Here is a 21,913-nt window from a genome sequence, read left to right as displayed (position 1 = left end):
TTCCGCCGAGCCGACTGACACCGGCGCGACCTCGTTGCCAAGTGCCGCCGCCACAATATTATTTCCCGCCCCTTTAGTGAGAAAGCCATGGCCGACCTGTTTGACAACCCGATGCAGCTGATGGGCTTCGAATTCGTGGAATTCGCCTCGCCCACCCCCAACGTGCTTGAGCCGCTGTTCGAGCAGATGGGCTTCACGCTGGTGGCAAAGCACCGCTCCAAGGACGTGGTGCTGTACCGTCAGGGCGAAGTGAACTTCATCGTCAACCGCGAGCCGCACAGCCACGCCGCCTACTTTGCCGCCGAGCACGGCCCGAGCGCCTGCGGCATGGCTTTCCGCGTCAAGGATTCGCACAAGGCCTACGCCCGCGCGCTGGAACTGGGCGCGCAGCCGGTCGAGATCCCGACCGGCCCGATGGAGCTGCGCCTGCCCGCGATCAAGGGCATCGGCGGCGCGCCGCTGTACCTGATCGACCGCTTCGAGGAAGGCAAGTCGATCTATGACATCGACTTCGAGTTCATCGAAGGCGTCGACCGCCACCCGGTCGGCCACGGCCTCAAGCTGATCGACCACCTGACCCACAACGTCTACCGTGGCCGCATGGCTTATTGGGCCAATTTCTATGAAAAGCTGTTCAACTTCCGCGAAATCCGCTACTTCGACATCCAGGGCGAATACACCGGCCTGACCTCCAAGGCCATGACCGCGCCGGATGGTAAAATCCGCATCCCGCTGAACGAGGAATCGTCCAAGGGCGCCGGCCAGATCGAAGAGTTCCTGATGGCCTTCAACGGCGAGGGCATCCAGCACATCGCCTTCCTGACCGACAACCTGATCGAGGTCATCGACCGCCTGCAACTGGCAGGCGTGCCGCTGATGACCGCGCCGAACGACTACTACTACGAAGCACTGGACACGCGCCTGCCCGGCCACGGCCAGCCTGTGGAGCAACTGAAGTCGCGCGGCATCCTGCTGGACGGCACCACCGAAGGCGGCAAGCCCCGCCTGCTGCTGCAGATCTTCTCCAAGACCGCGCTCGGCCCGGTGTTCTTCGAGTTCATCCAGCGCCGCGGCGACGAAGGCTTTGGCGAAGGCAACTTCAAGGCCCTGTTCGAGTCGCTGGAACGCGACCAGATCGAACGCGGCACGCTCAAGGTCGAGGCCTGACCGGCATCGGCTTTCCCTGACCGGCAGCCCTTGACGGGCACAGCCGGGTCCGGAAACGCGCACACCACCTTCGCGGCAGTCACCCTGCCGCGCGGGTGGTGACGTCCCCCAGGCCCAAGCGTTCGACTCGATACAAGCCAGAAACGCGGGCCCGCATTCCATGAGAATGGGTAGAGGAAACAACTGAATGCATGCAAGCAGCAATGACGGCACGCTCAAGCGCGGCCTGAAGAACCGGCATATCCAGCTGATCGCGCTGGGTGGCGCCATCGGCACCGGCCTTTTCCTGGGCATCGCCCAGACCATCAAGATGGCGGGGCCCTCGGTCCTGCTGGGCTACGCGATCGCCGGCATCGTGGCGTTCTTCATCATGCGCCAGCTGGGCGAGATGGTGGTGGACGAGCCCGTCGCCGGCTCGTTCAGCTACTTCGCCGACAAATACTGCGGCCACTTCGCCGGCTTCCTGTCGGGCTGGAACTACTGGGTGCTGTACATCCTGGTGAGCATGGCCGAGCTTTCGGCCGTTGGCATCTACGTGCAGTACTGGTGGCCCGAGATCCCGACCTGGGTCTCGGCGCTGGCCTTCTTCGTGATCATCAACCTGATCAACCTGTCGAGCGTGAAGTCCTTCGGCGAGATGGAGTTCTGGTTCTCGATCATCAAGGTCGCGGCCATCATCGGCATGATCGGCTTCGGCGGCTACCTGCTGCTGTCCGGCAACGCCGGCCCGCAAGCGAGCGTGGCCAACCTGTGGCAGCACGGCGGATTCTTCCCCAACGGCATGGGCGGCCTGGTGATGGCCATGGCCGTGATCATGTTCTCGTTCGGCGGGCTGGAGCTGGTGGGCATCACCGCGGCCGAGGCGGATTCTCCCGAGAAGACCATCCCCAAGGCCACCAACCAGGTGATCTACCGCATCCTGATCTTCTACGTGGGCGCGCTGGCGGTGCTGCTGTCGCTGTACCCGTGGGAGAACGTGGTCACCGGCGGCAGCCCGTTCGTGCTGATCTTCCACGCGCTGAACAGCAACTGGGTGGCGAACGTGCTGAACGTGGTGGTGCTGACCGCGGCGCTGTCGGTCTACAACAGCGGCGTGTACTGCAACAGCCGCATGCTGTACGGCCTGGCCCAGCAAGGCAACGCTCCCAAGGCGCTGCTCAAGGTCAACCAGCGCGGCATTCCGCTGACGGCACTGGCGTTCTCGGCCGTGGCCACCGCGGCCTGCGTGGTGATCAACTACTTCATGCCCGGCAAGGCCTTTGAGATGCTGATGGGCCTGGTGGTGTCCGCGCTCATCATCAACTGGGCGATGATCAGCCTGATCCACCTGAAGTTCCGCGCCGACAAGCGCCGCGCCGGCCAGGCCACGAAGTTCCAGAGCTGGGGCTATCCGCTCACCAACTACCTGTGCCTGGTGTTCCTGGCCGGCATCCTGGTGGTGATGTACCTGACGCCTGGCCTGCGCCTCTCGGTCTACCTGATCCCGGTGTGGCTGGTGGTGCTCGGCGTGAGCTACCTGGTGCGCCAGAAGAACGCGGCCGCCGCGCTGCAAAGCGGCATCGCCGCCCAGCAACTGCGCTGAAGCGGCAAGGCGGCGCCTGCAGGCTGCGGGCGCCGCCGGTTAGAATCCAGTCTGCGCGACGCCCCCTGCGCCGCGGCAGCTGCCCCCCGACCCAATTCCATCGCATCCCATGTTTGCACACATCGAGGCATTTCCCGGCGATCCGATCCTCTCGCTCAACGAGGACTTCCAGCGCGACCCGCGTACCGACAAGGTCAACCTGAGCATCGGCATCTACTTTGACGACGAGGGCCGCCTGCCGGTGATGCAGGCCGTGGCCAAGGCCGAAGCCGCGCTGCTGGCCGACATGGGCCCGCGCCCCTACCTGCCGATGTCGGGCCTGGTGGCCTACCGCAGCGCGGTGCAGGCGCTGGTCTTCGGCGAAGACTCGCCGGCGCGCGCCGCCGGCCGCATCGCCACGCTGCAGACGCTGGGCGGCTCGGGCGCGCTGCGCGTGGGCGCCGATTTCCTCAAGCGCTACTACCCGCAGGCGCAGGTGTGGATCAGCGATCCCAGCTGGGAAAACCACCGCGTGGTGTTCGAGCGCGCCGGCTTCACCGTCAATACCTACCCATACTATGAGGACGCCACCGGCGGCCTGAAGTTCGACGCAATGATGGACGCGCTGCGTACCATCCCCGCGGGCAGCATCGTGCTGCTGCACGCCTGCTGCCACAACCCGACCGGCGTGGACCTGAACCAGGACCAGTGGCGCCAGCTGATCGCGCTGCTCAAGGCCAACCAGCTGCTGCCGTTCGTCGACATGGCCTACCAGGGCTTCGGCGCCGGCCTGGACGACGACGCCTTCGCCATCCGCGAGCTGGTGGCGCAGGACGTGCCCTGCCTGGTGGCCAACTCGTTCTCGAAGAACTTCTCGCTGTACGGCGAGCGCTGCGGCGGCCTGAGCGTGTTCTGCAACACCGCCGGCGAAGCCGCCAACGTGCTGGGCCAGCTGACCGGCGCGGTGCGCGCCAACTACAGCAACCCGCCCACGCACGGCGCGCGCGTGGTGTCCAAGGTGCTGACCACGCCCGAGCTGCGCCAGCTGTGGGAAGAAGAACTGGCCCAGATGTGCGGCCGCATCGCGCGCATGCGCGAGGCGATCCACCACAACCTGCGCGACCATGTCAGCGGCGAGGCCCTGTCGCGCTACCTGACCCAGCGCGGCATGTTCACCTACACCGGCCTCACCGCCGACCAGGCCGAGCGCCTGCGCGAGCAGCATGGCGTGTACCTGCTGCGCTCGGGCCGCATGTGCGTGGCCGGGCTGAACGAGCGCAATGTGGGGATCGTGGCCAAGGCTATCGGGAGTGTGCTGAAGGGCTGAACCTGACGGCAGACGGCATCACCAGGCGGCGCCTTCAGGCGCCGTTTTTTATTTTGCGGCGCATGGGACGCGCCAGCGTAATTTCTACAAACGCCGTGGAGTTTTGACTTTCCAGCCATGGCTTCCCCTGGCTTTCCTCAGGCCCATCGCCACGGCCATCCCCGGCACTGAACTTGCAGCCTTCCTGCATCCCAGGCACCGTCCCCAACCGTGCCAGAGTTCCCACAGAAGGCCCGCAAATGTCCGAAGACAAGGCCCCCGCCCAGTGCAGCACCGCCCTGCCCCCCGGCGCCGCCGCCCGCCCTGTCACGCTGCACATCAACGGCAAGCCCTGCACGCTGCAGCTGGAGCCCCGCTGCACGCTGCTTGACGCGCTGCGCGAAGTGATCCACCTGACCGGCACCAAGAAGGGCTGCGACCGCGGCCAGTGCGGCGCCTGCACGGTGCTGGTCGACGGGCGGCGCGTCAACGCCTGCCTGACGCTGGCGGTGATGCAGGAAGGCCGCCAGATCACCACCATCGAAGGCCTTGCCAGCGGCGACACGCTGCATCCGATGCAGGCCGCCTTCATCGCGCACGACGCGCTGCAGTGCGGCTTCTGCACGCCGGGCCAGATCTGCTCGGCGGTGGGCATGCTGGCCGAGGCGCAGGCCGGTGAGGCAAGTTCGGTCCACCCGCTGCGCCCGGCAGCCCTGCCGCTCAGCGACGATGAGATCCGCGAGCGCATGAGCGGCAACCTGTGCCGCTGCGGCGCCTACCCCAATATCGTTGCCGCGGTCCGCGAGGTCTGCAGCCAGCACGGCAGCCGCTGAGGGCCGGGCATGAATCCTTTTTCCTATGAACGGCCCGAGTCCGTCGACGACGCCATGCGCCTGGGCAGCCAGCCGGGCGCGCGCTACGTCGCCGGTGGCACCAACCTGCTCGACCTGGTCAAGGCCGGCGTGGAAGCGCCACGGCTACTGGTAGACGTCAGCCGGCTGCCGCTGGCCCAGGTGGCAGCGCTGCCCGACTGCGGCCTGCGCATCGGCGCGATGGCCAGCAACACCGATGCGGCCAACCACCCGCTGGTGCGCGAACGCTATCCGCTGCTGGCGCAGGCGCTGCTGGCGGGCGCCAGCGGGCAACTGCGCAATATGGCCACGGTGGGCGGCAACCTGCTGCAGCGCACGCGTTGCCACTACTTCTACGATCCCGGCTTCCCCGCCTGCAACAAGCGCAAGCCCGGCTCCGGCTGCGGCGCGCGCGATGGCATCAACCGCATCCACGCCATCCTGGGCGCGAGCGACCAATGCATCGCCGTGCATCCGTCCGATATGTGCGTGGCACTGGCCGCGCTGGAAGCCGTGGTCGTGGTACGCGCCACCACCGGCGAGCGCCGCATCCCCATCGGCGACTTCCACCGGCTGCCTGGCGACACGCCGCAGTGCGACACCATGCTGGCGCCGGGCGAGCTGATCGTCGCCATCGACCTGCCGCCTTCGCCCTATGCCGCCCATGCCCACTACCTGAAGGTGCGCGACCGCGCCAGCTTTGCCTTTGCGCTGGTCTCGGTGGCCGCGGCGCTGGAAATCGACAGCAACACCGTGCGCAGCGCCCGGCTGGCGCTGGGCGGCGTGGCGCACAAGCCCTGGCGCGTCCCGGCGGCGGAGCAGGCCCTGGCGGGCCGCCCGCTGAGCGCGCACAGCGCCGCCGAAGCCGCGCGGCTGCTGCTCGATGGCGCGCATCCCTATGCCCACAACGCTTTCAAGGTGGGACTGGCGCAACGTGCCGTGCTGCGCGCGCTGCAGGTCGCCAGCCGGCCGCAAGGAGCCTCGGCATGAGCGTGACCGGCGCCCCCCTCGACCGCGTCGATGGCATCCCGAAGGTCACCGGCCGCGCCCGCTATACCGCCGACCATCCGCTGCCGGGCCTGGCCCATGCGGTGATGGTGACCAGCACCATCCCCTGCGGCGAGATCACGGCGATGGACACCGCCGCCTGTGAGCGCATGCCGGGCGTGCGGCTGGTGATGACACCCTTCAATACACCGCACCTGCCCAAGGGCGGCAAGGCCGCCGCGGACATTGCCACGGCCGGGCACGTCATGAACCTGCTGCAGGACACCGCCATCCACTACAACAACCAGCCCGTCGCCGTGGTCGTGGCCGACACCCTGGAGCAAGCGCGCGACGCCGCCCGCTGCCTGCCGGTGCAATACCGGCGCGCCGATGCCGTGCTTGACTTTGCGCAGGCCCGCGCGCAGGGATGCAAACCCGACGAGGACGGATCGGCCGACAGCCGCCGCGGCGATATTGACGCCGGCCTGCGCAGCGCCGCCGCGGTGGTCGACGCGGTCTACACCACGCCGATGGAAAACCATAACCCGATGGAGCCGCACGCCACCATCGCCGCCTGGGACGGCGGCGAGTTGACGCTGTACGACGCGACGCAATACGTCACCGGCGTGCGCAAGGTCGCATCGGCCACGTTCGGCATTCCCATGGAGAAAGTTCGCGTGATCTGCCCATACGTGGGCGGCGGTTTCGGCTGCAAGGGCTCGGTTTGGTCGCACGTGATGCTGGCCGCGATGGCGGCGCGGCAGGCGGGCTGCCCGGTGAAGCTGGTCGTGGACCGGACGCAGATGTTCGGCACCGTGGGCACGCGGCCCCTGACCGAGCAGCACCTGGTCGCTGCCGCGGCACAGGACGGCGCGCTGAGCGCGATCCGCCACGATGTGGCCACCTGCACCTCGATGATCGAAGACTGGCTTGAATCCGCGGCGCTGATCACGCGCAGGCTCTATGCCTGCCCCAACCAGCAGACCAGCCAGCGGCTGGTCAGGCTGAACATCGGCACCCCCACTTTCATGCGGGCGCCGGGCGAAGCCACTGGCAGCTTTGCGCTGGAATGCGCGCTGGACGAGCTGGCGGAACAGCTCGGCATCGACCCGGTCGCGCTGCGCCTGCGCAACCACGCCGATACCGACCCTGAGACGCACCTGCCGTTCTCCAGCAAATCGCTGCGTGAATGTTATCGAGAGGCCGCCGAGCGCTTCGACTGGGCGCGCCGCAACCCCGAGCCGCGTTCGATGCACGCCGACGGCAAGCTGGTGGGCCAGGGCATGGCCACCGCGACCTATCCCACCTACCGTTCGGGCGCCAGCGCCATGGTACGCCTGCTGCCGGACGGCACCGCGCTGGTACGCTCCGGCTCGCAAGACCTCGGCACGGGCACCTATACGGTCATGACGCAGGTCGCCGCCGACGCACTGGGGCTGCCGCCCGGGCGCGTGCGCTTTGAACTGGGCGACACGGCCTTCCCCGAGGCCCCGGTGTCGGGGGGCTCGCAGTCGGTCGCCAGCGTCGCGCCTGCCGTGCAGCAAGCCGCCGCGGCCGCGCGCCAGCAACTGATCCGGCAAGCCGTGGCGGACCCGGCTTCGCCGTTGTCAGGCGTGCCGGCGAAAGACGTGGAGATCAGCGACGGCTGGCTGCAACGCCGCTCCGATCCGACGCAGCGCGAACCCGTGTCCGCGCCGATCACCCGCGCAGGTGGCCACGCGATTGAAGCGCGGGCCAGCGCCAGGCCCGGCAAGGAGCGGAAGCAATACGCAATGCACGCGTTTGGCGCGGTCTTTGCAGAGGTCCACGTCGATCCCGACCTGGGCGAGATCCGCGTCCACCGCATCGTCGCCAGCTATGGCGTGGGCCGGCTGCTGAACCGCAAGACCGCGCACAGCCAGCTCAAGGGCGGCATTATCTGGGGCATCGGCATGGCGCTGCATGAGAAAACCGAGCTGGATCCCGTCACCGGGCGCGTTGCCAATGCCAACCTGGCCGAGTACCACGTGCCGGTCAATGCCGACGTCGGCACCATCGACGTGACGGTGGTGGACGAGGACGATCCGCATATCAACGCGCTGGGCACCAAGGGCATCGGCGAGATCGGCATCGTCGGCGTGGCCGCGGCCATCGCCAATGCCGTATACCATGCCACCGGCCGGCGCGTACGGGACCTGCCGATTACGCTGGACAAGCTGCTGGACTGAGGCCCGCCCAGGCCCAGGGTGGTTGCGCTGGCCGCCATCCAATGGAAAGATGTCGCCCACGGGCTTCGTGCCCGCAACCTGACTGCCCGCCTGGCGGGCGTGGAGGCTGCCGTGACCGAGCTCTACCCCAAGCGTCCGTTCTCGTGCATTGCCCTGCTGCTGGCCGCCGGCGCCGTCCTGGCCCCGGCCCTGGCCAGCGCCCAGACCCCGGCACCGCTGGCGGAATGGCAGTTCTCCGCCGGCATCCCGCTACAGAAGCTGTTTGAAGACACCATCCCCGACTGGCAAGTCCGGCTCGGCGCCGCGGCCATGGTGCGGCCGCGCTACGACGGCTCGTCGGAATACATCCTCATCGGCGGGCCCAGCATCGATATCCGCTACCGCGACCTGGCCTTTGCCTCGATCGGCGAAGGGCTGGGCGTGAACCTGCTGCGGGGCAAGAACTGGCGCGCGGGGATCGCGCTGTCCTACAACCTTGGGCGGCGCGCAAAGGAGGACTCGCCGCACCTGGACGGCATGGGCAATATCAACCCGGCGCCGGAAGGCAAGCTGTTCGCTGAATACGCGGTCTCGAAGGAATTCCCGCTGGTGCTGCGCATCGACGCGCGCCGCAGCCTGGGCGGCAGCGACGGCTGGGTCGGCGATATCGGCGCCTATATGCCGCTGCCGGGCAGCTCCGAGAAATTCTTCTGGTTTGCCGGCCCCACCGTGACCCTGGCCGACTCGCGCTACATGAACGCCTGGTACGGCGTCAGCGACTCGCAGGCCCGCGCCGGACGGCCCGCCTACCATGCGCGCGGCGGCATCAAGTCCTACGGCTTCGGCGTCAGCGCGGTGTGGTATTTCAACAAGCACTGGTTCGCCACCAGCGACATCGCGATCTCGCAGCTGGCTGGCGATGCGGCGGACAGCCCGATCACGCGCAAGTCGACCAACGGGGTCTTCGACCTGTCGATCAACTACGAATTCTGACGCCGATAGCCGTCCGCCCAGTGCGGCTATCGCACAGTGGATGGCCCGCGCCCGCGATTTGGACGGTACCGCCACGGTTCTTCGAAACTGCGTCCCGCATAATTGGCCGGCCGGAATATCCGGCCGCAGCATCCCGCCAGGGGATAGTCGAAGAAGCCAAAGAAGGAGATGTAGTTGAAGTCCAGCATCAAGCATCGCGTGGCGCGCAGCGCGCGTTTCGCCGCCATGGCCATTGCCGGCCTGGCCGCCGCCCACACCGCCCCCACTGCCCTCGCCGCCGAAGCGTGGCCGGCCAAGCCGATCAAGGTGATCGTGCCTTACACGCCGGGCGGTTCCACCGACACCGTCTCGCGCGTCGTGTTCGAAAGAGTCTCGCAACGGCTGGGCCAGCCGATCATCATCGAGAACAAGCCTGGCGCCAACAGCACCCTGGGCGTCGGCGTGGCCGCGCGCTCGGCGCCGGATGGCTACACCTTCGTGTCGGTGCTGGCCGCCTACAGCGCGAACATGTCGCTGTATTCCAAGCTCAGCTACAAGCCCACGGATCTGGTGCCGGTGGCGGAAATGGCCGAGCTGCCGCTGTTCCTGTTCTCCAGCAAGAAGCTGCCGGTCAAGACCGTCGCCGAACTGGTCGACTACGGCAAGAAGCACCCCGACACGCTGACCTTCGGTTCCAGCGGCGTCGGCAGCTCCGCGCACCTGACGGGCGAGCGCCTGGCGATGGAGTCGAAGCTCAAGCTGACCCATGTGCCGTACAACGGCAGTGCGCCGATCCTGCCCGCGCTGGTGTCCGGCGAAGTCTCGGTCGCCTTCGACCCGCTGCTGGTGCCGATGCCGCATGTGAAATCGGGCAAGATCAATGTGCTGGCCGTGGCCTCCGCCAAGCGCTGGCCGGGCGAGCCCAACATCCCGACCATGGAGGAAGCAGGTTTCCCCGGCTTCGTGATGAGCTCCTGGACCGGGCTGATGGCGCCTGCCGGCACGCCGCAACCGGTCGTGGCCCGCATGGCCAGGGAAATCGCCGCGGCCACGCGCAGCCCGGAGGTCGCGAAGAAGCTGACCGACCTCGGTTTTGTGCCGGTGGGCGGTACGCCTGAAGAGTTCCGCAAGCTGATCGAGCGTGATACCACGCGCTATGCGGAGATTGTGAAGGCGGGGAAGATTACGCTGGATTGAGGTTGTTGCCCGGCGGCTTATGTCTTGGCTGCCGGCGCAGCTTGGCCCACGCCTGCCATCGATTGGACCTTAATCTGGTCGAAGGCACATGCGACGCAGGATGGGCCAGCTAGAGGCGTTGCAACAGGTCCGGAAGGCTCCCGGAGCCACTGTTCTCGCCGCGATGGAGCAGTACATAATCTCCGCGTACCACAACGGCGACAGCCTGAAAATCAAGACGATATTGTGCGACGTCAAAAGAGATCATTCCGGTATGCAAAGAGCTTTTGTCTATTTCACCAATGTCAGGGAGAGGTGAGGTCCAGTCGCATTGCCTCACCGGCTCCTTGGGGACGTAGATGCGGAACGCCTACGGCTGCGAATCCCGCCCACGGCGCACACTGACCGCCTCGCCAAGCATGTCCAGCACTGCCACCGAGTCGTCCCACCCGATGCAGGCGTCGGTGATGCTCTGCCCGTATGACAACGAGGACGGACTGTGCACGCCCGGGGTGAACTTCTGTGCGCCGGGGAGCAGATGGCTTTCGACCATTACCCCGAAAATGGATTCACTGCCGCCGCTGATCTGTTGCGCCACGTCCCGCGCGACATCGACCTGCCGCAGGTGTTGCTTGCTGCTGTTGGCGTGGCTGCAATCCACCATCAGCGAGTTGCCGAGCCCGGCCGCTTCCAGTTCCCTGCAGGCGGCGGCCACGGAATCCGCATCGTAGTTCGGGGCCTTGCCGCCACGGAGAATGACGTGGCAGTCCGGGTTGCCCTTGGTATGCACCGTCGCCACCTGCCCGTTCTTGTGCACGCCCAGGAAGTGATGCGGACGCGATGCGGCCTGGATAGCATCGATGGCAATCCTGATGTTGCCGTCAGTGCCATTCTTGAAGCCAATCGGCGCTGAAACGCCCGAAGCCAGCTCGCGGTGCACCTGGCTCTCGGTGGTGCGGGCACCAATCGCGCCCCAGCAGATCAGGTCGCCTATGTACTGGGGCGAGATCACGTCCAGGAACTCACCGGCCGCCGGCAACCCGAGTCGATTGATATCGACCAGCAGGCTGCGCGCGATGCGCAGGCCTTCGTCGATGCGATAGCTTTCGTCCAGGTAGGGGTCGTTGATCAGCCCTTTCCAGCCCACCGTGGTACGCGGCTTCTCGAAGTACACACGCATCACGATCTCCAGCGACCCGGCGTGGCGCTGGCGCTGCTCCATCAGCCGCCGTGCGTACTCGAGTGCCGCCTGCGGGTCGTGGATCGAGCAAGGTCCCATGATCACAAGCAGCCGGTCATCCTTGCCGTGCAGAATGCGCGAGATGCGCTGGCGCGTCTGGGTGACCAGGGATTCGACCGGCGTGCCCCGGATGGGGAAGAAACGGATCAGGTGTTCAGGCGGAGGCAGCGGAATGATGTCTTCGACGCGGGCGTCGTCAGTCACGCTGGTGCGGTCCGGCGGCGCCTGCCAAGCTTCGGCAATGGTCAACGGGGATTTCTGTGGATCATTCATGGCTAGCTCCTGGAGAACTGGGACAGGAAGACCGCCGGCGGGTGCCAGTCAGGCGCAGCAGCGGAATCCGGGCAATATGTCGTTGCGATGCGGCAGGTAGCAATGGCGACGGATCCTGAAGGGCGGCCCAGGCGCGCTGGTACGCGCCAGCAAACGCCGCATCCAGCCAGGACCTGGCTGCCCCCCTCCTCAGCCCTCGTCGTTATGCATCCTCCCAAGACCACTGTCGTGATTATCAGCCCGGCGCAGCGCAATGCCAACCATGGAGATTGGCGAACCGCCAATCAGCGGTCCCAGTTTTTGCGGGGGAACTACTATGTCAGGCCGCCCGCCGAATGCCCATAGCCGGGCAAGACGGCAGCCGTTCACGCCCCGAAGCTTGGCTCGAATGCCGTCTGTGTCGCGTGCTGCGATTCGCGGAAGATCAAGCCGTAGATGCCCGGGTCGGAGCGGATTATCGAATCGATCTCACGGCATGCCAACCGAAGATCCGCACTTCCTTAAAATCGCGCTCGCCCACCGGACATGTCAAAGACAGCGCCTGCATTAAAGCGGCTGGCGTCCGAACATAGCCACGCTACCAGGTGCGCAGCCTCGGCCGGATCGCCCAGGCGCCCGGCCGGGCCCCTTTGCACCGCCGGTCACCAGCGCTGCCTTCCCCGAAAGATCATAGAAATTTGACACGGCATCCCCAGCGCGCCATGGCTGCGCAGAAGCGGTAGCGCCCACGGCAGACGCCGCCCCGCTTTATGACGCAGGCAACTGCCCTGAGCCTTGCCTCGTCGCGTCATCGGCGACAGGGCTTGCCATGCAGCCCACCCGCCGATCCCTACGGTACTAGCCCTCGTCGGGCATGCTCTGTTCGCTTCCAGACAAATACGTGCATGGTCGAAGGCGGCCACACAGACATGGTGTTCGCCGGCCGTCAGATGTCAGCGGAGTCCCTCTCGCGGTCGTCAATCTGCGCCACCGCGAAGGCTGAAGCTCAATAACGGCCCAGACCGTGACCAGCTAGCTGCCAGTCGACGTGTAGTGGCGCAGCCCGGTACGCCATGCGCCGATGGCCGCCAGGAGAAAAACGAAACCAGTCGAATTCGCCGGTACGCAAAAAGGTCTGCCCAGCACGTCGAAACCGCGCCCGATGGCATCGGCGATGGCGAACATGCAGTTCACCAGCCCGTAGAACAGCGCCCAGACCGCGACCACCTCGATTCCGGTGACAAGGAACTGACCCAGCGTGACGCGTCCCGCTATCTAAGGTGAACGAAGGTCTCTTGTCGACCCTAAACAGCCTGTTGCACCCAGCTTGCCAGTGTCCCTTGACGACCACATATCAGGCACTGGAACATCCCGGTTGACTCGACACTCTGTAACTGGAACGCCTACAAAACGGAAAGCGATACGTGAGGGAGATTTTTCGGCGCCTGTCGACAGCCTTCCTTCTCCCGAAAGCGCGTTGTGAACCCTCGATGCTATGGCACAGACCGTCCCGCGGCATTGGTTTGTGCGGTGAGTATGCGCCCCGAAGTTTTTGAATGGCCTTCGCAAGGTCACTTGAGGATGGCAGACCGAACAGGCGAGCCTAATCTATGCTGAACAAAGACAATCGACGTCGCACCGTCGTGACTACGAACCAGCAGCGATCGCGTGCAACAATCGGATTCGCTTCTTATATTGCAACGGGCTCGACGCCATCACCGCCTTAAAAGGCGATGGAAACCGACAGCCTTACGACTCGCCCGTCAGGGGTCAACGCCGGATGGCAGCGGCTCCCGCGGCGCGGGGCGCACGCCCCAACCCAGCGGCGGTACACCAGGACGCATAGGGTGCCCGGGCGATGAGTACTGCAGAATCGTGTCGGTGTCCAGATGGATCAGTCTTACGCGGTGGGAATGGTTCCACCGTCGATCACGTACTCTGCCCCGCTGATCGCCGCCGCACGCGGCGAGATCAAAAAGGCGATCAGGTCGGCGACTTCCGCCGGCTTGCACGGCCGCCCGAGCGGGATGCCACCCAGCGCATCCATGATGATCTGCTTGCCGCCTTCGTAATCCGTACCGGCCTGGCTGGCAAGCCGTTCTGCCAGCGCAACTGCCGCTTCGGTTTCCACCCAGCCCGGCGACACGCGCACGACGCGCACGCCCTTAGGCGTGATTTCCTTCGACAGACTCTTGCTGTACGTGGACAGTGCAGCCTTGGCGGCAGCATAAGCCGTGGTCGATTCCGGCAAGGGCAAACGATTCTGGATGGACGTGACGTGGATGATGACGCCTGCACGTTGCTCAATCATCTTCGGCAACAACGCCCGATCCAGTCGTACGGCCGGAAACAGATTGAGGTTCAGCTCTTTCTGCCATTCGGTTTCATCCAGCGCGGCAAAACCGCCTGCCGGGGCTGACGATCCGCCCAGGACATGGATGATGGCGTCCACGCCACCCAGCCGGTTTTCGATGGCCTGTGCTACGGTGGCGCAACCCTCCGGCGTAGTGAGGTCGGCTTCGACGAACATGGCGTCGGGAATGAAGTCCGGCTTGGCACGAGCCGTCGTCAGGATGCGCGCGCCGAGTTCGCCGAGCAGTTCGACGACGGCGCGGCCAACGCCCTTCGTGCCAGCCGTGACCAGCACACGCTTGCCCGTGAGTTCGCGGTTCGTGGTCATCAGTGGATCTCTAGAAATTCAATCTTGTTGTCCGTGAGCCGGAATACATGTTTCAGGTCGGCGAGACCTCCGGGGAAGTTGCCAGCATATTGAGCCACGACAGTGACGCGGGCGTCGTCTTGCACGAACGTCAACGGCTCTACGCTATAGGCATACTTGCGCTGCGCTTCCGCCAGCCAGGTTTCGATTGCTTCGTGTCCCTGATACGTCTGGCCTTCATCGTGAACAACGGCCTTTTCGGAAAAAGCACGCCGCAGCGATGAAGGCGCGGCACCATTGCTCACCTGAAAAAAAGTGGAGACCGCATCGGGTAGTGAAATGTCCATGCAAGGAGCCTCTGATGGCAAAGTGTCGATACAGGAATTTTCGCTATAAACTTACTATTGAACAAGAACGCACGGAAAAGTAAGTTACCTACCTATGGGAAAGGAATACACCCCCGACACGGCCGCAGTTGGTGTCGAAGCAGTGCTTAAATTGCTGGAAGGGCGCTGGAAGCTGGTCATCCTGTTCCACCTTTTCGATGGCAAGGTGCAGCGTTTCTCTGATCTGGAGAAGCTCATCCCTGGTATTTCGCAAAAGATGCTCGCGCAGCAGCTACGCCAGTTGGAGGCGGACGGGATCGTGGCAAGAAAGCTCTATGCCCAGGTGCCGCCCAAGGTGGAATACCGGTTGACTGATTGGGGACAAGCACTCTGTCCCGCTCTGGACGCTCTTCTCAAATGGGCGGAGCAGCGCAACGAGTTGCTAAAAGCTGTCTGATGCCGAGTAGATTGCCCTAGGTAATCTCCGTTGATTGGCCGAGCAAGCCAAGCCGGATCAGACTCTCCGCGGTCGCAACAATGGCTTCATCTCTCGAACACGGCGACCATGCGAGTCTGCCCAACTACAGCCGTGTGCCTAAGGAAGAGCGCCGCGTGAGCTATCGCACTATAGCTATTGCGCGGGCCAACGGCCCTTCGACCGCTTTGAGCGTCTGTTGATGGAGTCAAAAGAGTCCTGGAACACGACACGATCAATGACCGCAATTGGCCGCAAGCGACCGCTCGCCGGCCGTGATGTCATCAAACTTCAGTCTGCTCCGCCATCTCAAGCGCGTCGTCGACCTCGATGCCAAGATATCTGACAGTGCTCTCGATCTTAGTGTGTCCAAGCAGCAACTGTACTGCGCGCAGGTTCTTGGTGCGCCGGTAGATCAACGAAGCCTTCGTTCGGCGCAACGTGTGTGTGCCGTACGCCGAATCATCGAGGCCGATCGAAGCGATCCATCGATGCACTAGGCGGGCGTACTGCCGCGTCGAAAGATGGGCAGAGGCGTGAAGTCGGCTTGGGAAAAGGTGGTCAGATGAACGGAGTCCTCGTATCCGAATCCAGGCAGCAACGCTGTCACGGGTCTGCTCGGTGATCTCAAACTGCACCGGTCGATGGGTCTTTTGCTGAGTGACTGTGGCTCGGGCGGCCACGTGCCCGCCGTAGCATATGTCTTGGACCAGCAATCGAGTCAGATCGCAAGCTCGGAGCTTGCTGTCGATGGCCAAGTTGAACAGCGCAAGCTCGCGCGCCTTCGAGGACATTTGGAGTCTGGTGCGGATCGCCCAGATTTCCTTGAGCTTCAAGGGCGGCTTCTGACCCGTAAGCTTCCCTTTGTTCCAAGGAACGTGAGGCGCGGCGGGGGAGTTTCGCGTATCCATGACGATCTCCTTTCAGGTGAAAGGAGATTCAGTTTGCGCCTGCTGTAACGGTCGCTGTCCGACCCACTCCTACCCTTCATTAAAGCTTGGCGAGTGACTCAAGTTGAGGCCAGAGCGGCCGCCGAAGCGGCATGTCTCGGCAGGCAACGCTAAATGCCGAGGCTGCCTGCCAGGCGTTCGGCCATCTGCATTTGGCGAAATGCTTCCACAACGTATTCGATGAATACGCGCGTCTTGGTTGGTATCAGTGTGCGCGTAGGGTAGTACAGCGAAATGGCGCCTGCATCGGCATACCAGCGTGGCAGTAAGCGCACCAGTTCGCCACGTTCAATCCATGGCAACACATCAGGTACAGCCAGCAATGTTACACCGAGCCCCAGTAGCGCGGCTTCACGCATGGCGGCCGGGTCGCTCACCACAATGCGTTCGGGCATGGTCGCGGCAACCTCGTTGCCGGCGGCATCGCGCATGGTCCATTGGCGCGTGCGCCCTGTGCGTCCGGAGCGCATGACGATGCCATCCATGACGTTCAGCATGGATGGATCGGCTGGCAGCGTGCGTTCCCGCAGATACGCAGGCGACGCCACGGCGACGACATGCGCCGGTGCCAGTGCGCGCGACACGAGACCCGGCGCCAGCTCGAAGCCCCCGCCTATAGCCGCGTCGAACCCTTCGGCAATCAAATCGATCGCGCGATTCTCGAAATGCCATTCCGGGCGGATCGCCGGATAACGCTTCAGGAAATCGGGAAGCAACGGCAGCACGTAAGCCATGCCGAACGACGGGGCCAGGCTGACTTTCAGCACGCCAGCCGGTTCGCCGTGGTCGTTCGACATGGCGGCGATGGCGGTTTGCAGAGCGTCTAGGTTGCCGCCGATGGATGCAAGGAAGCGTTCGCCAGCCTCGGTAAGCGTCAGCTTGCGTGTCGAGCGCTGAAAGAGTCGCACGCCCAGATTGCGCTCGAGCATGGCCACGTTGCGGCTGACGGCCGCGGGCGTCAGGGCCAGTCGGCGACCCGCCGCCGAAAAGCTACCGGTTTCGGCACTGCGCACAAAGGATTCGAGGTTGGCGAGGGTTTCCATCCGACTCAGCTTACACGATCGCTTGAAGTTGATTCCAGTCATTCGCGACTAATCACCGGGGAATCGCACGCCCATACTTCGTTCACACCTTGTGATTCACCCAAACCGGAGCTAAAAATGACTCAACAGACGCTTTCCCTGGTCGGCAAGATCGCCCTAGTTACTGGCGGTTCGCGCTCCATCGGCGCCGCCATTGCCCGCCGCCTGGCCGCCGACGGCGCGTCCGTGGCGCTGACCTACGGTGCATCACCGGATAAGGCCGCCACGGTGGTACGCGAGATCGAAGCGGCCGGCGGCCGGGCCATCGCGCTCGCCGCAGACGCCGGCGATCCTGCCGCGGTGCGCCGAGCCGTGGCCGCGACGGTCGACGCATTCGGTGGTCTCGATATCCTCGTCAACAACGCTGGCCTGGGCCTGGGCGGCGCTATCGAGGACATCCCGTTCGACACCTACGAGCGCATGATTGCGGTGAACGTGACCGGCGTATTTGTGGCCACACAGGAAGCGGTGCGGCATATGAAGGCGGGCGGGCGCGTGATCCACATCGGTTCGTCGATGGTGCGCTACGCAGCGTTTCCCACGGCATCGCTCTACACGCTGACCAAGGGTGCAATTGCAGGCTTCAATCGCAGTCTGGTGCGTGATCTGGGGCCGAAAGGCATCACGGTCAACACCGTCCACCCTGGCCCGACCGACACCGATATGAACCCCGCCGGCGGCCCGGTTAGCGAGATCGTAGGGCCCGGCATTGCCTTGGGCCGATACGGGCAGCCACATGAGATTGCCGGCGTGGTGGCATTCCTCGCCGGCCCGGACGCAGCCTTCGTGACCGGTGCCGAGATCGTTGCCGATGGCGGCTTCACCGCTTGAACAAGGAGTTCGTCATGCAAGCAAGCTACGGAAAGACCATTGGCATCATCGGCGCGGGCGCGATAGGCATGGCGTTCGCCACGGCGCTGGCACGCCACGGCATCCAGGCGGTGGTGGCCAACAGCCGTGGGCCTGAAACGCTTCGGGATGCCGTGAAAGCAATCGGGCCTTCGATTCGCCCGGGCACGCGCGAGGAAGCCGCAGCGCAGGACATCGTGCTGGTGGCTGTGAACTGGTCGCAGCTGCCACTGGCACTGAGCGGGCTGCCCGAATTTGGCGGGCGGATTGTCGTCGACGCAAACAACCCAATTGAGGCCCCGCTGTTTCGCCCCGCGGACCTGCATGGCCGCTCTTCGAGCGCAGTGTTTGCAGACCTCGTGCCCGGCGCGCGTGTTGTCAAGGCGTTCAATCACCTGCAACCCGCGCTGGTGTCTGGCGATCCGCAAGCAGAAGGTGGCCGCCGCGTGTTGTTTTTATCGGGTGACGATGCGAACGCCAAAGCCGAGGTGGCCACGTTGATCGATCGTCTTGGGTTTTTCAGCATCGATCTCGGTTCGCTCGATGTGGGCGGAAGGCAGCACCAATTTCCTGGAGGACCACTGGCGGCGCTTAACTTGGTGACAATGCGCTCGACTTGAAAGGCGGGACTGGAAGCAACCGAAAGAGGAACTCTAACGGCGGCCCGGCAAGCTCCATATAGTGCACGCGTCCGCTGTGGCAGAGCTTCGGCCATTCAGTCTGAGAGCCCGGCCGTCGCTTTCTGGCCGAACTCGGAAGTCCGTCGGTCGCCGACCTCCGCCGCGGCGTCGAACTTCCGCTCCCGACCCTGAACGGCCCTTCAGACTAGTGGAACCTCTACGGCCGCTACCGGGTTTCAAGCGGCCATCGCTAAGACTCGAAGCACCTTGGCAACAACAATCAAGGCTCGCCTTCACGGACCCCCGACGTATCGCTGTTAGACGTTTCGTTGTGCCCAGTGCGCGTCGTGACGCCCCCCTGAAGCGGGACGCGAAGTGCAGCGCATCGCTCGTCAATGAATCCGGTTCGTGAACCGAATGTAGAAGGCCGAGTTGCTTCCCTTCTTCGGCATCCACCACGCGAGCGGTTAGCATAAGGTCGCGCGCGTTCACCATGCCGACCAGACGTGGCAAGGTGTGGAACGCTCCCATGTCCGGTATTAAGCCGAGTTTCCCGAACGACATGCAGAAGCGCGCGCGCGTGGACGCCATCAGGAAATCGGCGGAGAGTGCCAGCGACATACCCGTGCCGAATGCCGCGCCGCCCACGGCCGCTATCACTGGCACGTCGAGACTGCGCAGACGGGCAAGCGTCTGATGAGCGCGTGTCAGGTTTCGGCGCATGGACGCGGCGACGTTGTCGCCTGTTCCGAGGCGCTCCTTCACTGCTTTCAAATTGCCGCCCGCGCAGAATGAACCTCCTGCGCCGGTGATGACAAGTGCGAAGACATCCTCATCGGACTCGACGCGGGCGAGCATGTCGGCATAGTCCAGCACCAGTTCCGTGGTCAGTGCATTGCGATGTTCTGGTCGCCGGTGCGTGAATTCCGCGACTCCACCAACAATCGATAGGTCGGACTCCCGAAATTGGATGGTCTCTGTCGCCATCAACTCTCCTTCTTGCAGATCTGTAAGAGATACCGCGCGCATGCTCCGCATGGTGGCAGAGCGGGCCGCGTGAAGTGGGGTGCGCAAAAAATCGCGCCTCTTCGAGCAGTGGCACCGAAATCGATATCACAGAATCTGTGGGGTCATTACGATTACTCCGTGCGGGCAATATGCGCGGCTGGCTCCGGGTCGAATAGCGCTTCAACAAGATGCGCACGGCGCGCACGGGTGGCTGCCTGGTTGACGTAGCCTTTGTCGGCGATCTCATTCGCGTCCAGCGAGGGCGGCTCAGCCATCAGCATTACGCGACGAATTGAAAGGCTTGCGGCGCTGGTAGACTGCGCACGTAGTCGCGCGCGGATGGCGTCAACGACAATTGGATGGTGTGCCAGAGCATCGGTATCGAGGTCCGCCAACTCCGGAGCGAGTTGGCGGCAGGCGGCCACATTGGGCCAGGCCAAGGCGGCGAGGTAGTCGCGGTCGTGGCCGCAGATCACTGCATCGTTGAGTAGCGGTGCACATTGCTCGACCAGGGCCAGCCGCATCGCACCAGTGCGTACCCATGTGCCGTTGGCCAGCTTGAAATCCTCTGCCGCGCGCCCAGCAAAGCTCAGGCCTCGAGTGGGATCGCCAGGATCGACCAGGCGTACCGCATCGCCCATTCGAAAGAAACCTTCCTCGTCGAATGCCGCGGCGGTCAGGTCGGGGCGATTGATATAGCCAGTGAACAATGACGGCCCTTTGATGCGGATCTCATAGCGACTGTCGCCGCCAGGCAGCGGCACCAGCTTGGCTTCGACGCCCGGTACGGGAACGCCTATGTTGCCAGCAGTCTCGGTAGGCCAACCGCAAAAGAGACCGATGCCGCTTGACTCGGTGCAGGCTAGTCCGGAGCAGAAGGCCACGCGCTCGCCAATGGTCTTCTCGGATAGCGCGTGGATACGGTCCCAGACATCCTTCGACAGGCTGGCACCGCCATAAGAGAAGTTCACCGCCTCTGAAAGCAGGTTGCGCGCGAGCATGGGATCGTTTTCGGCTTCCGCGACCAACAGGGCCCAGGCCGTGGGTACAGCAGTGAAAACTGTGGGCGCCACATCACGCATATTGCGCACGGTACGATCGAACTGGCCCGGTAGGGGACGTCCATCGTCGATGTAGTGGCTGCCGCCAACTGTGACGGCGCGCGTTAGGTTGAGCACACCACCCAACCCGTGGTGCCACGGCAGCCAGTCGAGATACGCGGACGGGCGGTCGAGCAACGCTCGAAAGTTGCCGAGGTAGTACGCGGAGACGGCGCGCAGATTGGCATGCGACAGAGCCACGCCCTTTGGCGCGCCGGTGGACCCCGAGGTAAGGAGCACGCGACACGTGTCACGGTCCTGGATTGCCGCGTGTGCATTCTCCACGGCAGCCCGGCGCGCGGGGGTGACTTCAGCGGCGATGAAATCGGACCACTGAAATTGACCATCCGTTGCGCCGTGTACCGTGATCACTGGGACGCCGGGCTTTGCAATGGTGGTTAGCGCGCGTGCAAATGGGGCTGCGTCCTGCACGAAGATCGCTGCTGGTGGTACTAGTTCCGCCACGTCACGCAGGCGCGTGAAATCCTGACTCATCAGAGAGTAGGCAGGCGAAACCGGTGCAACCGGCACGCCAACATGTTCGGCGGCCAGCAGCAACACCGCCAATTCGATCGAGTTGCCCGATAGGACAAGCAGAGGTCGATCGCGATCGAGTCCGAGGTCCAACAGCGCCGCGCCGACGGCCAGGATTTGATGCCAGAGTTCGGCCCAAGTGATGGCCCGCCAGTCGCCTTGACTGTCGCGTTCTGCAAACGCACGGACGTCCGGGCGATGCGCGGCCCAACGTGCAGCGTACTCGCCAAGTCCTTGTTGGGCGGAGTTGGCTGGCGGATTGGCGCAGCGCAATACGATGGTACCGTCGTCGCGATAATCGACAAGCGTGCGGCGCTGTGGAAACACCGTCTGCCGGTACTTGGGGGATGTGTCGGGGCGTACTGCGGAAAGCCCAGTCATGAAATGCGTCTCCTCAATCTGCGGCAGCTTAAACCGCGCCGCACGTGGCGGATGTCGCTTGCCGATTGGGAAAATCGGTTGGGCGATCGAATGACGCTACGCTACGCCAGAAGCGGGGGCGGCCTCTACCACCCGTGTCAGGTGGGAGTGGGAAAGCTTCCAGCGAGGCTCCGAACGGGCTCTCATGCGTGTGACGGTATCGCCGCGTGTAAGCGGCGCGTATTTGCCGCT

At 64.4% G+C, this 21,913-nt stretch carries 19 protein-coding genes and 1 pseudogene; 11 read left to right on the top strand and 9 right to left on the bottom strand.

Going from position 1 to position 21,913, the window contains the following annotated elements; genetic code table 11:
* Positions 1-87: 87 nt before the first annotated feature.
* The 8 genes from hppD (at position 88) to AC3WLF_RS00130 (ending at position 10,227) form a co-directional block, all read left to right on the top strand.
* Complete coding sequence (gene hppD, locus AC3WLF_RS00165) at positions 88-1,167, top strand: 4-hydroxyphenylpyruvate dioxygenase (RefSeq protein WP_010812427.1); 1,080 nt, start codon at positions 88-90, stop codon at positions 1,165-1,167.
* Positions 1,168-1,354: 187 nt separating this feature from the next.
* Positions 1,355-2,749 (top strand): amino acid permease, encoded by a 1,395-nt coding sequence (locus AC3WLF_RS00160; protein ID WP_010812426.1) that lies wholly within the window; start codon positions 1,355-1,357, stop codon positions 2,747-2,749.
* A gap of 109 nt (positions 2,750-2,858) precedes the next feature.
* On the top strand, positions 2,859-4,055 hold the full coding sequence (locus AC3WLF_RS00155; protein ID WP_492318577.1) for an amino acid aminotransferase: 1,197 nt from the start codon (positions 2,859-2,861) through the stop codon (positions 4,053-4,055).
* A gap of 239 nt (positions 4,056-4,294) precedes the next feature.
* Positions 4,295-4,867, top strand: coding sequence for a 2Fe-2S iron-sulfur cluster-binding protein (locus tag AC3WLF_RS00150; RefSeq protein ID WP_492357624.1), 573 nt, complete (start codon positions 4,295-4,297; stop codon positions 4,865-4,867).
* A gap of 9 nt (positions 4,868-4,876) precedes the next feature.
* Entirely contained in the window at positions 4,877-5,875 is a 999-nt protein-coding gene (locus AC3WLF_RS00145; protein WP_492357623.1) for an FAD binding domain-containing protein, read from the top strand.
* Complete coding sequence (locus AC3WLF_RS00140) at positions 5,872-8,079, top strand: xanthine dehydrogenase family protein molybdopterin-binding subunit (protein ID WP_492357622.1); 2,208 nt, start codon at positions 5,872-5,874, stop codon at positions 8,077-8,079. The genes AC3WLF_RS00145 and AC3WLF_RS00140 overlap by 4 nt, the downstream gene beginning before the upstream one ends.
* 111 nt (positions 8,080-8,190) lie before the next feature.
* Positions 8,191-9,051 (top strand): MipA/OmpV family protein, encoded by an 861-nt coding sequence (locus tag AC3WLF_RS00135; protein ID WP_492318581.1) that lies wholly within the window; start codon positions 8,191-8,193, stop codon positions 9,049-9,051.
* A 174-nt stretch (positions 9,052-9,225) separates the two neighbouring features.
* Positions 9,226-10,227, top strand: coding sequence for a Bug family tripartite tricarboxylate transporter substrate binding protein (locus AC3WLF_RS00130; RefSeq protein ID WP_492357621.1), 1,002 nt, complete (start codon positions 9,226-9,228; stop codon positions 10,225-10,227).
* 349 nt (positions 10,228-10,576) lie between these two features.
* Here the strand turns inward: AC3WLF_RS00130 and AC3WLF_RS00125 are convergent, their stop codons facing one another.
* The 5 genes and pseudogenes from AC3WLF_RS00125 to AC3WLF_RS00105 form a co-directional block, all read right to left on the bottom strand.
* Positions 10,577-11,719, bottom strand: a complete 1,143-nt coding sequence (locus AC3WLF_RS00125) for a 3-deoxy-7-phosphoheptulonate synthase (protein ID WP_492318583.1) — start codon at positions 11,717-11,719, stop codon at positions 10,577-10,579.
* A 500-nt stretch (positions 11,720-12,219) separates the two neighbouring features.
* Positions 12,220-12,354 (bottom strand): SDR family oxidoreductase, encoded by a 135-nt coding sequence (locus tag AC3WLF_RS00120; protein ID WP_492357620.1) that lies wholly within the window; start codon positions 12,352-12,354, stop codon positions 12,220-12,222.
* A 368-nt stretch (positions 12,355-12,722) separates the two neighbouring features.
* Positions 12,723-12,961: pseudogene (locus AC3WLF_RS00115) on the bottom strand (hypothetical protein); the annotation flags it as partial.
* A gap of 637 nt (positions 12,962-13,598) precedes the next feature.
* A complete protein-coding gene (locus tag AC3WLF_RS00110) occupies positions 13,599-14,378 on the bottom strand; it encodes an SDR family oxidoreductase (protein ID WP_018312231.1) in 780 nt (259 codons plus the stop codon).
* The gene (locus tag AC3WLF_RS00105) at positions 14,378-14,704 is read right to left on the bottom strand and encodes a nuclear transport factor 2 family protein (RefSeq protein WP_492318584.1); all 327 of its coding nucleotides are present in this window, start codon (positions 14,702-14,704) and stop codon (positions 14,378-14,380) included. Before AC3WLF_RS00105 ends, AC3WLF_RS00110 begins: the two co-directional genes overlap by 1 nt.
* Positions 14,705-14,798: 94 nt before the next feature.
* On the opposite strand from AC3WLF_RS00105, the gene AC3WLF_RS00100 reads away from it, so the two are divergent.
* The gene (locus tag AC3WLF_RS00100; protein WP_018312229.1) at positions 14,799-15,140 is read left to right on the top strand and encodes a winged helix-turn-helix transcriptional regulator; all 342 of its coding nucleotides are present in this window, start codon (positions 14,799-14,801) and stop codon (positions 15,138-15,140) included.
* Positions 15,141-15,442: 302 nt separating this feature from the next.
* On the opposite strand, the gene AC3WLF_RS00095 is transcribed toward AC3WLF_RS00100, so the two are convergent.
* Positions 15,443-16,069 (bottom strand): tyrosine-type recombinase/integrase, encoded by a 627-nt coding sequence (locus tag AC3WLF_RS00095; RefSeq protein ID WP_492353064.1) that lies wholly within the window; start codon positions 16,067-16,069, stop codon positions 15,443-15,445.
* Positions 16,070-16,218: 149 nt separating this feature from the next.
* Positions 16,219-17,151, bottom strand: a complete 933-nt coding sequence (locus tag AC3WLF_RS00090) for a LysR family transcriptional regulator (protein ID WP_492318585.1) — start codon at positions 17,149-17,151, stop codon at positions 16,219-16,221.
* A 117-nt stretch (positions 17,152-17,268) separates the two neighbouring features.
* Here AC3WLF_RS00090 and AC3WLF_RS00085 point away from each other — a divergent pair, with 117 nt between their 5' ends.
* Positions 17,269-18,021, top strand: coding sequence for an SDR family oxidoreductase (locus AC3WLF_RS00085; RefSeq protein WP_492318586.1), 753 nt, complete (start codon positions 17,269-17,271; stop codon positions 18,019-18,021).
* A gap of 14 nt (positions 18,022-18,035) precedes the next feature.
* Positions 18,036-18,659, top strand: coding sequence for an NADPH-dependent F420 reductase (locus AC3WLF_RS00080; protein ID WP_492318587.1), 624 nt, complete (start codon positions 18,036-18,038; stop codon positions 18,657-18,659).
* A 33-nt stretch (positions 18,660-18,692) separates the two neighbouring features.
* Here AC3WLF_RS00080 and AC3WLF_RS00075 read toward each other — a convergent pair whose 3' ends face one another.
* Both AC3WLF_RS00075 and AC3WLF_RS00070 read right to left on the bottom strand, forming a co-directional pair.
* Positions 18,693-19,646: an enoyl-CoA hydratase/isomerase family protein gene (locus AC3WLF_RS00075; RefSeq protein WP_492318588.1), complete on the bottom strand. Its 954-nt coding sequence runs from the start codon at positions 19,644-19,646 to the stop codon at positions 18,693-18,695.
* Positions 19,647-19,798: 152 nt separating this feature from the next.
* The gene (locus tag AC3WLF_RS00070; protein WP_492318589.1) at positions 19,799-21,682 is read right to left on the bottom strand and encodes a feruloyl-CoA synthase; all 1,884 of its coding nucleotides are present in this window, start codon (positions 21,680-21,682) and stop codon (positions 19,799-19,801) included.
* Positions 21,683-21,913: the final 231 nt, after the last annotated feature.

Source organism: Cupriavidus sp. FW306-01-F10A (assembly GCF_058782785.1).
Note: the sequence above shows the minus strand (reverse complement) of the source record. Positions and strands in the feature narration are given on the sequence as shown.

Coding starts and splice junctions, on each gene's coding strand:
- AC3WLF_RS00145 (WP_492357623.1), top strand. CDS start 4,877: ATGAATCCTTTTTCCTATGAACGGCCCGAGTCCGTCGACGACGCCATG.
- AC3WLF_RS00125 (WP_492318583.1), bottom strand. CDS start 11,719: ATGAATGATCCACAGAAATCCCCGTTGACCATTGCCGAAGCTTGGCAG.
- AC3WLF_RS00085 (WP_492318586.1), top strand. CDS start 17,269: ATGACTCAACAGACGCTTTCCCTGGTCGGCAAGATCGCCCTAGTTACT.
- AC3WLF_RS00155 (WP_492318577.1), top strand. CDS start 2,859: ATGTTTGCACACATCGAGGCATTTCCCGGCGATCCGATCCTCTCGCTC.
- AC3WLF_RS00080 (WP_492318587.1), top strand. CDS start 18,036: ATGCAAGCAAGCTACGGAAAGACCATTGGCATCATCGGCGCGGGCGCG.
- AC3WLF_RS00095 (WP_492353064.1), bottom strand. CDS start 16,069: ATGGATACGCGAAACTCCCCCGCCGCGCCTCACGTTCCTTGGAACAAA.
- AC3WLF_RS00140 (WP_492357622.1), top strand. CDS start 5,872: ATGAGCGTGACCGGCGCCCCCCTCGACCGCGTCGATGGCATCCCGAAG.
- AC3WLF_RS00150 (WP_492357624.1), top strand. CDS start 4,295: ATGTCCGAAGACAAGGCCCCCGCCCAGTGCAGCACCGCCCTGCCCCCC.
- AC3WLF_RS00090 (WP_492318585.1), bottom strand. CDS start 17,151: ATGGAAACCCTCGCCAACCTCGAATCCTTTGTGCGCAGTGCCGAAACC.
- hppD (WP_010812427.1), top strand. CDS start 88: ATGGCCGACCTGTTTGACAACCCGATGCAGCTGATGGGCTTCGAATTC.
- AC3WLF_RS00160 (WP_010812426.1), top strand. CDS start 1,355: ATGCATGCAAGCAGCAATGACGGCACGCTCAAGCGCGGCCTGAAGAAC.
- AC3WLF_RS00070 (WP_492318589.1), bottom strand. CDS start 21,682: ATGACTGGGCTTTCCGCAGTACGCCCCGACACATCCCCCAAGTACCGG.
- AC3WLF_RS00100 (WP_018312229.1), top strand. CDS start 14,799: ATGGGAAAGGAATACACCCCCGACACGGCCGCAGTTGGTGTCGAAGCA.
- AC3WLF_RS00110 (WP_018312231.1), bottom strand. CDS start 14,378: ATGACCACGAACCGCGAACTCACGGGCAAGCGTGTGCTGGTCACGGCT.
- AC3WLF_RS00075 (WP_492318588.1), bottom strand. CDS start 19,646: ATGGCGACAGAGACCATCCAATTTCGGGAGTCCGACCTATCGATTGTT.
- AC3WLF_RS00105 (WP_492318584.1), bottom strand. CDS start 14,704: ATGGACATTTCACTACCCGATGCGGTCTCCACTTTTTTTCAGGTGAGC.